Consider the following 11,543-nt stretch of genomic DNA (forward strand, 5'->3'; position numbering starts at 1 on the left):
TAACGGAGCCATTTTTATGCCTACTCTTTCGCCAGATCTCGAATTTGCACGGTTTTGCCCGATCCTGGGTGTCGTTCAGAAAGTCAGGGAAACCCTGCATCCAGTGATCGATCTCGGTGTCGGTGTGCCGGGTTTTCTTCCGGCGCCGCACATCGTCGAAGCGGCCGTCAAAGCTGCCTGCGAACACACCGGCGGGTATGGCTCAAGCCGCGGAGATGAAGCGCTGCTGGCGGCGTATCTGGGTTACCTGCATGGACAGGGGTTCACCCACTATCGCGAGCAGAATCTGGTGGCCGGCCTCGGCGCCAAGCACCTGTTGTTCAGTGTGCTGCGCGCGATCATCCGCCCCGGCGACGAGATCCTCGTGTCCACCCCTTGCTGGCCGACCTATTTCGACATTGCCGATCTGGTCGGAGCGGGCGTGGTCAACGTCACCTGCTCGGCACAAACCGATTTCAAGATGACGGCGCAGGCCCTTGAAGAGGCCTTGTCCGACAAGGTGCAGGTGGTGATGCTGAACTCGCCGGGCAACCCTACCGGCGCCGTGTATTGCGCCGAGGAACTCGCTGCGTTGGCACAGGTGCTGCGTAAAAAGGATGTCTGGATCATTTCGGATGACGTCTATCAGCGATTCGTCTACGACATGGATAGCTGCCCCAGTCTGCTGTCGGTCGCACCGGATCTGAGCGACCGCATCATCAAGATCGACAGCGTATCCAAACTCTATGGAATGCCGGGCTGGCGCGTCGGGCTGTTGGCGGCCAATGAACGGATTGCCGCCGCAGTCACCACGCTCAATTCCAACTCGATCTCCAATATCCCGCCGATTGCGGCGGCTGCGGCAGCGGCGGCCTTCAGCGGTGACCAGGCGTTCTCCTACGCCGCAAGAGACCGCTTGTACAGTCAGCGCCAGGCATTGCTCGCCGACTTGCAGGGGGCGCCACACCTGAGATTCTGCGAACCAGCGGGGGCGTTTTATCTGTTCATGGATATCAGCCAGGTCCTGGGCAAATCCCTGCACGGCAGGTTGATCGCCGATGACGAGGCATTTTGCGCCTTGCTGCTGGAGGAATACGGCGTCGCGCTGATTCCCGGCAGCTTTTTTGGCGCACCGGGTCATGCGCGATTGTCGTACTCCAGCGATGTCGAGCAGGTCAGGGCCGGGGCCGCGCGCTTGAGAGAGTTCCTGTCTGCCGTTTCGTGATTACCGGTCTGGCAGGGGCGAGGTCTGGCGACGTTGAAGTGTCCCGGAACGGGGGGTGGCTGGCTGCGCCACGTCTGCTGCCGGGAGGAAACACACGTAGGGAAGCGGTTCACTATAAGGAAATACCTTGATGAAAAATGCCTTTGCAATCGTAGGCTGCGGCGCGACGGCTATCGCATTCCTGCACCGTCACCTGGATCGCGTCGCGGCATGCAACGCACCGGCCGGGACTATTTACCTCTTCGAAAAACGCGAAGACTTCGGGCGCGGCGCGGCTTATGAGGCTGATTTGCAGAGCAACATCCTCAATACCAAGACAGGTTTCATTACGCCCTATCCGCATCTCCCTGGTCATTTCCAGCGCTGGTTAGAGGACCATCCCGGGGCGTGGCGGCATGCCTTTCCCGAGTTTTGTCCGACCCCGGAGAGCTTTGCTCCGCGGGCCTTGTTCGGCGTTTATTTGCAGCACCAGATCAAGAAGATCGTATTGCGTGGCGCCTCGCTCGGCTGCCAATTGGTGCTGATGAATGCCGAGGTCTGCGCTATCGATCTGATTGACGGAATGGAGACCGTGCGGACGCAATGCGGGCTGAGTATCGCCACGCACAAGGTCTTGCTGTTCTGCGGGCCGTTGGCCAAGAAAATTGATCCGGACCAGCACGACGAGCGCGTCCTGGCGACACCCTATCCGGTTGCGCGCCTGCTCAAAACAATCTCCCCGGAGGAGCGGGTGGCCGTCATCGGTGCGCGGTTGAGCGCCATCGACACGGTGATCGCGCTGATCGAAGGCGGGCATCGCGAGTTGATTCGCATGCATTCGCGTAGCGGCTATTTCCCCGTGGTTCGCGCAACCCAGGAGCGCGTCGAGCTCCAGCACCTGACCCGCGAGGGTGTTCGCGCGCTGGTCGCGCAAAACGGGCCTTTGCAGATCAGTGATCTGGTCGCACTGTTTCGCAAGGAACTGGCCACCCACGACCCGGCCTCGACGAGTGCCGTGATCCCTCTGCCAGCACCGCCGGCCGATGTCATCAGCTTTATCGAAAACGAGATCAATGCCTCGCAAGCACCGCGTGTCTGGCAGGCCATCCTCTATGCAACCAACGGCTTCATCGAACACCTTTGGCAGGCGCTGGACGACACTGCACAAGCCAGGTTCATGAAAGAGTATTTCAGCTTCTTCATGGCTTACCGCGTCTCCATCCCGGCGGAAAACGCGCGCAAGATCCTCGGTTACCTGCGAAGCGGCCAGCTGGAGTTCGTCCCCGGTGCGTTTACCGCGCCCGAGCCAGTTGATGTGCCGGGACTGAGCATTCGGGTGGCGGGCTGTGAGCATGTCTATGATCGGGTGATCTACGCAACGGGCTTTCCTCGAGATGCGAACCTCATTGAGTCGACCTTGCTGAGCTCGCTGATCAAGAACGGCACGGCCACCTGTCATCCTATGGGGGGCATCTGCGTCGACCCGGATACCTACCGCATTCAGGGCCGGACGGGCTCGGCGCGGCAGATTTATGCGGTTGGCGAGCTAACCGTGGGGCAGTTCTTCTTCACCTCTGCGCTGGAAATCAACGGGCGACACGCCTTCTGTTGCGCGGACGCGCTGCAATGGCGCGAAGAAACGCACAGGGTTGAGCGCGTGGAAGAGCATGTCTGAAAAACAGCGGCGCGGCAGTGGTGAGTGGCCTGACATTCCGAACATCTGCCTCTACACACTGGCGGACAGTTATCGAGAGTGGGCAAAGACCTGTTTGAAGTCAGAACACGATGAGAATCGAGTTTGAAACAGGTGAAATGAAGCGTCATAAAAAAAATCAATCCCGGCCTTCCGTCGTGTCTCACCCAGCCAGGCAGTCACTCAAGTATGGCTTTTCACGCAGGGCGGCGAGTTCGGCTGGTATCCCTGGATGGCGGACACCCGAATTGACGACTGTATTCTCGGCTGAATTGCGATGGGCTTTCGTAGCCCACTCGGTAACATGCACTCGCCACATCCAGCCCTTCGCCGAGCATCAGACGGCGGGCTTCCTGCAGACGGAGTTGCTTCTGATACTGCAGCGGACTCATGGCCGTCACTGCCTTGAAGCGGTGATGCAACGTAGAGCTGCCCAAATTGGCTACCCGGGCAAGTTCTTCGATGCGTAATGGGAAGGATTAAAGCGTATTGCCGCCCTCAGCGAATGTGCCGCCGACCTGCAACTGTTCAAGGATTTTGAGGGCCAAGAAGCAATAGACAACTTCAGGCTTGGTGTCGTTTTGAACATACCGGATGTGCGTTACGACATGTGAAGTGCCAAAGCGCCGATTCGCCTCTGAGGCCCCGTCCAGTACGCTGGCAACTATATCAGTCTCAACCAATGGCTCGTGAGTGCATGTCCCCTGCGGTGGTAGACACTCACAGATTGGCTCGTGCTGCTCACCAACCCCCAGGCGCAGTTGCAGGAGGTTGTGCCGAGGCCCAGTGATGCGCGAAGCGGCAAGGTACTCGCCGAGGCGGACGAAATGCATTTGATGCGCTCTACCGTTTGGTTAAGGGGCGGGCTTTAGCCCGTCTTAGTGGCCTAAGCAGGCCGGTCAACTGGAGCAGTTTGTTGGCATTATAGGTAATCACTCTGCATGAATGCCCATAGCTCTTTCACAGTGCCATCCCTCCAAGGAACCTTACCATCTTCCGGATTCCAGAGTATCGCTTTGCCCTGTTCCGGAAGCCAGCCGATAAAGTTGCCAACGCCATCGTCACCGAACCAAACCACTGCGTTGAGCTCGGATGGATACCAAACCTCTGCTCGTGAATTACCGAGGTCGAGGTGTTTCTATCGGATCTACCGGTATGCGGCTGCGCCTCTACCAGCTCTCAGAACCAGACACTATCCGCACTGACGTTGACCGGCAGCTTCTGGCCGATTACTGCCTGACATGAAGTGCCGATCGACCCAAAGCGGACGATCACATTCAACTGTTACTAGCAGCTTAGCCAGACAACTGATGAGTTTTCTTTCATTCAACGAGCACTCAAGCCCAAAGCAGCAGGGCCGATACAACTGTCCGTATAACCACCAAAAAAACCCTCAGTAAGGATACCCACGTGGGCGTTTCGCAAGCGGCAATTGCATTCCGTACTCCGCAGATCGACTTCAATCCTCAGCAGGTGGTGTCTGATCTGTTCAACAAGCGCGCAGAGCTGCTCGATCAATGCCCCCCGCGCTTCGACACTCGCCAGACTAACGAGGTGGCTGTTGAGCAATACGGTGATATCTGGGTGATTAGCAGCGACGCGCTGACTATGCCGCTGCTGGAGAATCCTCACTATAACGCCAGCGAATTGCATCGAACTTTGGGCTCGCCAGCAATGATCATCCCGTTCTGCCAATACGACTCCGGAGGCACCTATGGCTACGCGTTCATCGAGAACGGAGTTCTGACGCGATCACGACTGCATTCATGCTATAGCCCGGTGCAGCAATTCGGGCCCTTGAAACCGTTTGAAGAACGCTGGGCATCAGCTGAGTTTTACTTTGAGGAAGATGATTGCCCTGAGGATGAGCGGCAAAAGATCTACTATCTGGGCGACCGAGAGGTGGAAGTGCCGGAGTTTGGGTTGAGCAACCGTTTGAGTTATGAAGCGTTGAGCGAATACCTCGGGATTTGCCCGTGGGCCAATGCCCTCAAGCCGCGTATCTGGTACCTACGCCTTCATGACCTGCCACTGCCGCGCAAGCCATGGTGGAAATTCTGGTAGGCGGCAACGCGATAAAATCATTCGACGCTTCTTTACTGTTGGTTCTTGATGCCGAATGTCTGCTTCTGGCCGTTTTCTGTCCGTCGCGAGAGGCAGAAAATTGGCCAACAGCGGACGCTCGCGGCTTAGCTCAGATCTTACGTATACAGTAATATCCGTCTGCACCGCCCAAGCTATGGAGTCGGGCTATTAGCCATGAAGGGATCAAGTGAATCTACAACTTGAAATTGAGAGGATCTTTGGGGGTAAAGCATTTGCCAGGCCACTTTTTTATTCCTATCCAGGAGGTCTGCGTTTTGAGCTCTCTGAAACTGGCGGAGTGATTGAGCAATTTCTAACAGCACTACGAAAATCAACAAAGATCTGCAGCGATATCTTCCTTGATGACGCGACGCTTGTTGCTTGTCTGCGCATTCATTCTGGCAGCAACCGATTTGCTCATCGGCCCCTGATTCACGCTCTTCGATCTGCCGGCATTAACATACCCACGGAATTCTCAGTCTGGAGTGAGGAGATAGATCCGGAGGAATGGTTTTGCGAAAGGGAGCCGGAGTATTGGATCAACATCGCATTTGAAGCGCCTGCGACTCTGCTTCAAGCATTTCTTTGGTGTGCTTTGGCTAGGGACTTTGCCGCAATTCAGCCTAAACCCAACTGCGTTTTATACCTCTTCAATTTGAAGAAGCACGTCATGGTTTTCCCCTACGACGATAGAGGTATGGATGTGGTCGGCCCCAACAAAGATCTGCTTTCACAGCTGTATCGTCTGCATCATACATACCTGCTGGATTACGACCGACACACGATGGACACCACATTTGCAGGGCCTGCGCGCTAACCTCATTGCTTACATTGGAGCTGAAACCGTGCCCACAGCCCACATGGCCACCGTCTCCTTTGGGTCGAATAGCGACGGTCTAGCATCGACCGTCACTATGGATGATCAGACTTCAGTCTGCTCCGCCATTTCCAGGGCATCATCGACCTCGATTCCCAGGTATCTGACGGTGCTTTCAAGCTTCGTATGACCAAGCAGGAGTTGGACAGCTCTCAGGTTTTTCGTTCTGCGATAGATCAGCGATGCCTTGGTTCTCCGTAGCGTGTGAGTACCGTACATGGTTGGGTCAAGTCCAATGGCGGTCACCCAAGCTTTCACTATTCGAGCGTATTGTCTGGTCGATAGGTGTTCTGAGTCATGTAGTCGGGTTGGAAACAAGAAGTCCTCACTTCTAAGGTGGGCCCGATGCATCCAAGCCTCTAGAACCGCTCGGGTTTGCTCAGTGATTTCAAATTGCACTGGATGCTGGGTTTTCTGCTGCATCACGATGGCCCGTGACGACACATGTTCTCCATGGGCTATATCTCGCACTCGCAGCTTGGTTAAGTCACAGGCGCGAAGTTTGCTGTCGATAGCCATGTTGAAGAGTGCCAAATCCCGTGTCTTCTCCGCGAGCTGGAGTCTGACCCGAATGGCCCAGATATCTCTGACTCGGAGTGGTGCTTTCTGCCCGACAATCTTTCCCTTGTTCCAAGGCTGATGGCTGTGTGCGGCATTAGTGTTCATGGCTGATCCTCCACGTTGAGGGAGGATAAGGTTGGATCAGTCACAGTGAGTGAGGGGCGTAATCCGACCCAAAGCTGCCGGTCGCGAGAGCTTTCAAACTGTCCCATTCTGGCTATAGGTACGCGGAGCGTGTAACGCTGTTTATGAGCTGACTGTGTGTTTCTTCATCAACGCATCAAACTTTTCCAATGCAGCGTTGAAGTTCACTAAGTCAAAGCTCACCGGCTGGCTATTGGCGTCCCACCGGGTCGACACACCCACTTCGAGCTTTCCGGAAACGCTCCAACCAAAACGAGCCCAGCGCACCGTGGCGCCTTCGACAATTTGCTCCGCTACCATCACGGTACAGTCAAAATCCATGTCATCACTGCATACCAATAGCGGGACGATTGTGGAAGTGCCCTCCTGTCCTGGAATGAAGCGCCGTTTCGCAAGCGCATCTTCGTCCTCATCCAACAACCACATCAGCGAAAGACCAAGTTTGGCGACATCTGGTTCATTGAGATGACCGGATAGCCATTGCTCAATAGCGACGTCATCGATAGTCAGCCATGCGCAACTACTGCGGGAGAACGACGCTTGGTGGTAAGTGGCATCGATACGGTGAAGCATGGGAGAAGTCCTTCGGAGTGGCCTCGAGCGTCGCTAGCTCAGACGAATTAAAGATGGGAGTACAAGTCGATTATCGACCTGCTGTTAGCCATGATGACATGTAGCGAAGGGCTTGCTTTGATGAATGACTGCTTCTGGCCGCTTTCTGCCTCTCGAGACTGACAGAAAACGGCCAAATGCTGCCCTCCACGAAGGGCAGCTTTGGGTCGTTTTCGATCTGTGTAGGCAGACGAAAACAGCCCAAAAATCGCGTCCCTAAGCAAATTTCAGGTCTACTTACCAAACGGTCGACGCCAGATTTCACGTAGCAACGCTGACTTCAAAGTGACGAATGCGTTTTTACACGGCCTGGGCCAAAAGCGGCCACTTGAAGGTTCTACAAAACTTGGGGGCGATTCAAGCTTCACCGATGTGCACCCATCACAATATCGGAATAGAACGTCTTTTTTACACGATACCGGGCAAGTTGAGCATGCCGCCCCTAGTACGCTTTCCAAAGCCAGAGGGTATGAGGATTTCGTGTTTTTGCATCGCTTCCAGTACCGCCAACCATTCATTTTTGCTGAAGCGGAGTTTGGTGTCGTTCCAGCGATGCATGACTTCGTCCACGATAGCCTCTTCGGTAACAGGGCGGCGAACCAGAATAAAGTCGTTCCAAGCCGCGTAGAGTGTAACGATCATTTCGCAACGATCTGTGTTCCAGCCTCGCATCAACTCGATAATCTGCTCAATAGAAACACGCTGTGCGGCTGACCAAGCGTCTTTGTATGCCTGCAAGTGTTGGCCTGCTTGAGACAACGGGCGGTAAGCATGGCCAACAGTCTCGCGTGCTATGCGCTCGTACCACTTCAGATTTTTAAGCTCACCTTCGATCTGATTCATTAGTTGGCGATCGTGTGGACCTGCAGCATCGCGTAGGTAGTCACCTTGGATCGCGGCGAGTCTGGCCGCATGTTCGGCTAGGTAAATCACTTTCTGCAGCTTGCGTTGGCCGAAGGTACGCTGGCTATGCAAACGATGAGTAATTTCTGCTGCGAGCAAGGTACGCGCTTTTTGAGGATCTGCTGCAGTGGGGGCCTGTAACGCGTCTTTGGCAAGGGCACGGTCGACCAGAGAGCTAGTCAACTGTTCATTCCGTTGACGGCTCTGAGTTAGGCGCGTTTTGAGTTGGTCGCAGAGGGCCATGAGTTGATCGACTTTGGCGACAATGCGGAATTGTTCTGCAAGCGGGGGAAGCGGTACCGGATACTTCGCTAACTTTTCGCCGGAGAAGTGTTTAATCGTAGCTTCGGTGAAAAATTGATTCAGATAGCCAGAGGTAGTCGCGGCCTTCAAGAAAAATTGAAGGAAAAAAGGCGAAATACCCAGCCAGGGGCGAGCACGGTGCAATGCTTTCTGGATGAACATATCCTCCATTTCGCCCTGCCAGACAGCACACCGTCCAGGTTCTCCTCCTTCGCAAATTACTAAGTCGCAGGACGTAACTCGATATTCATCAAGCTCATGCTCTTCAAATCGCATACTTTTGAGATCGTCGGTCTCAAAGTTGAACCACTGGACGTTAATATTTCGAAGATACGGTCGCAGTTCGCCTTTGTTCTTGGCTTTATCAAACATCTTTCCAAGGCGGGTATTTGAGATCGAGTCGAAGCGCACCCATTTCCAGCTTGAGGGTAAAGCATGGGGCTTTTCTTCTTCGTCAATTTCTGGCAATGATTTCTGCTTTTTGAGCTTGCCTTCCACCACCAACCGGGACTTTTCTTCAGCGATGCGCTTCAGTAGTTCACTGGCCGTTTCATCGTTGGGATCTTGCGGTACCAATTTGCCCATAACGGCAAGTTACACCAGACTTTGTTTGAGGGCTTCGACGCTGGATTCTGTGGTGAATAAGATGTGGAAGTGTTCAGCCAGGCGCTGCCAGTTGCTGGCGAAATCGTTGGCGTCGTTGGCTTGAGTCAAGCTGTCGAGCAGCCCCTGCACCAGTTGGGCGTGGGCGCTTTCGGCGTTAGCTTGCCGGGCTTCCAGGCGGTCGCATAGGGCCATCAGCTCATCGACTTTGGCGACGATACGATGTTGCTCAGATAACGGTGGCAAAGGCACAAGCATTTGAGACGTCGCTAAGGCGGAAACTGTTCTTTATTCCTCGCTGGGGTGCTTCGTACTGTTTGTACGCCAACGGAGATCGCAACGCTTCAGGGAGAAAACGGCTACGGAGGGAGCAGAAAAAGCGAATCATGCAAACGTGCTGGTTTATGTACGCATCACCAAAATTTTCTGGAATTAACCCCAACAGTCCAACTTCACCAGTGATTGACAGCAGTAAGTCGCCGGTCTCCAACTTGGTTCGACTTCCCTCTCCGCCCGTAGGTGGTGAGACGCGTTGAATACTACTGAGGCGTAGCTTGTTGACGCCGACGCCGACGCCGACGCCGAATTGTCCCACGTGCCGAGGCAAGACTGACCCATCTCCAAACCCGCTTAAATCAGCACAGACAATGATTCGCGAGGGATCAGACTGGGTCAGTGAAATCTCGGCAATTGGGTCAATTCAGCTTCGGCGCCAACATCAGAGCCTACTCAGGCCATTCCAAGCCCAATATCCAGGCAAACGGCAATTCATTCGATTGACGCCAGAATGATGGCGCTCTAACATCGCGCCACTATTTTGCTATCAGTCTCCATTTCGAGGGATCGAACATGTACCCACCCGCCCTCGTGGCGAGGTTGTGCCTGGCTTTGCTGTGCCTTTCTCCGCTGAATCTTGCTCATGCCGCCCCCACTCCAGGGGAAACCGACCTCATCCGTGAACGCCAGGATCGCCTGCTCGAAGAGCAACGTCGGCGTCTCGAAGAGCTCAAGGAATTACCCGGCAAGGCAGTCAAACCCGCCGCACCGACGGCACCCGCCGACTCCCGTTGCTTCCCGATCAAGGACATCGAACTCAAAGGCGCCGACAGCCTTTCCGAGCGTGAGAAAAATCGCCTGCTCAGGCCTTACATCGGTCAGTGCCTGGGTGTCACGCAGCTCAACGAGTTGCTGAAAGTCATCACCGATCACTACATCGAAAAAGGCCTGGTCACCAGCCGTGCCTACTTGCCGCAGCAGGATTTGTCCGGCGGGCATCTGAAGGTGTTGGTGGTCGAAGGCAGGCTCGAAGGGTTGAAGGGCGCGGAGGGCAGCAAGCTGTCGGGCCGCGAGTTGGGCATGGCTTTTCCCGGCAAGAACGGCAAGTTGGTCAACCTGCGGGAAATCGAGCAACTGGTCGATCAGCTCAATCGTTTGCCATCGAATCAGGCACAGATGGAATTGGCGCCGGGCAAGAACGTCGGCGGCAGTGAAGTGCTGGTCAAGAACACGCCGCAAAAGCCCTGGCGTGCCGGGTTGTCCCGCAGCAACGACGGCCAGCGCAGTACTGGTGAGCAGCAGTGGGGCACCACGTTTGATTGGGACAGCCCGCTGGGCCTGGCGGACCAGTTGAATCTGCGCGGCGGTCACGATGCGATGACCGATCATCAGCACACCTCCAATAACGCGCTGCTCAATTACAACCTGCCGTGGGGCTGGTGGAACTTCAATTACACCTACAGCCAGAGTGAATACCGCTCGCAGGCGCAAGCCAACGGCTTCAACTTCAAGCAGACCGGCGACAGCGAGAACCATCAGCTGCGCGCCGAGCGGGTGATCCATCGCGATGCCGTGAGCAAGACCTCCCTCAGCACCGGCCTGTCGTACCTGCGCACCAACAACTTCATCGAAGACAGCAAACTCAAACTGAGCAGCAACCGCCTCAGCGAAGCGCAGTTCGGCATTAACCACGGTCGGCGAATCGGCAGTGCCTTCGTCAACCTTGACCTCGGCATGCAGCAAGGCATCGGCGCGTTCGATGCTCAGGGCAACGGTCACCCGGGCCCCGGCGAACCGGATGCGCGCTACCGCAAATACACCGCCACCGCGAGCTACCTGCAACCGTTCAAGGTGTGGGGCGAATCGTTCAGTTTCAGCAGCCTGATGACCGGCCAGCGCAGTGAAGACGTGCTGTTCAGCCCGCAGCGCACCAGCCTCGGCGGGCAGTCGTCGATTCGCGGTTACAAGGATCAATCGTTGTCCGGCGACAGCGGCGGTTACTGGCGCAACGACCTGCGCTGGAGCCGTCCGGTAACGCTGGAATGGCTGCGCCCGGTGTTCGCCGAATACGGCACCAGCCTCGGTTACGACCAGGGTGTGATTCGTGGCGATCGCTACAACGGCGACCAGCACGGACGCCTGTCCAGCAACTCGGTGGAGGTGTTTGCCCGAGGTCAGCACCTCGCCGCCAGCGTGACCTTTGCTCATTCCCTCGAACGTCCGGACACCCTGACCGAGCGCGAAGCGCCGATCTATTTCCGCATGGATTTCTTCCTCTAACTTCGTTGCATCGAGACCTACCA

At 55.7% G+C, this 11,543-nt stretch carries 8 protein-coding genes and 2 pseudogenes; 5 read left to right on the forward strand and 5 right to left on the reverse strand.

Annotation, left to right across the window (positions count from 1 at the left end; translation table 11 throughout):
* The first annotated feature begins 16 nt into the window (after positions 1-16).
* Together ACA053_RS12220 and ACA053_RS12225 are read left to right on the forward strand one after the other, a co-directional pair.
* On the forward strand, positions 17-1,204 hold the full coding sequence (locus ACA053_RS12220; protein ID WP_497395667.1) for an aminotransferase class I/II-fold pyridoxal phosphate-dependent enzyme: 1,188 nt from the start codon (positions 17-19) through the stop codon (positions 1,202-1,204).
* Positions 1,205-1,334: 130 nt separating this feature from the next.
* On the forward strand, positions 1,335-2,858 hold the full coding sequence (locus ACA053_RS12225) for an FAD/NAD(P)-binding protein (protein ID WP_497395669.1): 1,524 nt from the start codon (positions 1,335-1,337) through the stop codon (positions 2,856-2,858).
* 215 nt (positions 2,859-3,073) lie between these two features.
* Here ACA053_RS12225 and ACA053_RS12230 read toward each other — a convergent pair.
* Positions 3,074-3,349: pseudogene (locus tag ACA053_RS12230) on the reverse strand (helix-turn-helix transcriptional regulator); the annotation flags it as partial.
* Between the two features lie 937 nt (positions 3,350-4,286).
* On the opposite strand from ACA053_RS12230, the gene ACA053_RS12235 reads away from it, so the two are divergent.
* Positions 4,287-4,940, forward strand: coding sequence for a hypothetical protein (locus ACA053_RS12235; RefSeq protein WP_497395671.1), 654 nt, complete (start codon positions 4,287-4,289; stop codon positions 4,938-4,940).
* Positions 4,941-5,148: 208 nt separating this feature from the next.
* Positions 5,149-5,778, forward strand: a complete 630-nt coding sequence (locus ACA053_RS12240; RefSeq protein ID WP_057024601.1) for a DUF3885 domain-containing protein — start codon at positions 5,149-5,151, stop codon at positions 5,776-5,778.
* A gap of 105 nt (positions 5,779-5,883) precedes the next feature.
* Here the strand turns inward: ACA053_RS12240 and ACA053_RS12245 are convergent, their stop codons facing one another.
* The 4 genes and pseudogenes from ACA053_RS12245 to ACA053_RS12260 all read right to left on the reverse strand — a co-directional run.
* Positions 5,884-6,504, reverse strand: coding sequence for a tyrosine-type recombinase/integrase (locus tag ACA053_RS12245; RefSeq protein WP_497395673.1), 621 nt, complete (start codon positions 6,502-6,504; stop codon positions 5,884-5,886).
* Between the two features lie 141 nt (positions 6,505-6,645).
* The gene (locus ACA053_RS12250) at positions 6,646-7,116 is read right to left on the reverse strand and encodes a hypothetical protein (protein WP_497395675.1); all 471 of its coding nucleotides are present in this window, start codon (positions 7,114-7,116) and stop codon (positions 6,646-6,648) included.
* A 447-nt stretch (positions 7,117-7,563) separates the two neighbouring features.
* The gene (locus ACA053_RS12255; RefSeq protein ID WP_497396153.1) at positions 7,564-8,733 is read right to left on the reverse strand and encodes a restriction endonuclease subunit S; all 1,170 of its coding nucleotides are present in this window, start codon (positions 8,731-8,733) and stop codon (positions 7,564-7,566) included.
* 84 nt (positions 8,734-8,817) lie between these two features.
* A pseudogene (locus tag ACA053_RS12260) lies at positions 8,818-9,216 on the reverse strand (restriction endonuclease subunit S); the annotation flags it as partial.
* Positions 9,217-9,813: 597 nt separating this feature from the next.
* Here ACA053_RS12260 and ACA053_RS12265 point away from each other — a divergent pair.
* Positions 9,814-11,520 carry a ShlB/FhaC/HecB family hemolysin secretion/activation protein gene (locus ACA053_RS12265; protein WP_497395677.1) on the forward strand — a complete coding sequence of 569 codons (1,707 nt, stop codon included), beginning with the start codon at positions 9,814-9,816 and terminating at the stop codon, positions 11,518-11,520.
* Positions 11,521-11,543: the final 23 nt, after the last annotated feature.

This window comes from Pseudomonas sp. LBUM1672, from assembly GCF_059695655.1.

Bases quoted from the DNA above. Each gene is read 5' to 3' on its own strand.
- ACA053_RS12255 (WP_497396153.1), bottom strand. From the start codon at position 8,733: ATGTTTGATAAAGCCAAGAACAAAGGCGAACTGCGACCGTATCTTCGA.
- ACA053_RS12250 (WP_497395675.1), bottom strand. From the start codon at position 7,116: ATGCTTCACCGTATCGATGCCACTTACCACCAAGCGTCGTTCTCCCGC.
- ACA053_RS12245 (WP_497395673.1), bottom strand. From the start codon at position 6,504: ATGAACACTAATGCCGCACACAGCCATCAGCCTTGGAACAAGGGAAAG.
- ACA053_RS12265 (WP_497395677.1), top strand. From the start codon at position 9,814: ATGTACCCACCCGCCCTCGTGGCGAGGTTGTGCCTGGCTTTGCTGTGC.
- ACA053_RS12225 (WP_497395669.1), top strand. From the start codon at position 1,335: ATGAAAAATGCCTTTGCAATCGTAGGCTGCGGCGCGACGGCTATCGCA.
- ACA053_RS12220 (WP_497395667.1), top strand. From the start codon at position 17: ATGCCTACTCTTTCGCCAGATCTCGAATTTGCACGGTTTTGCCCGATC.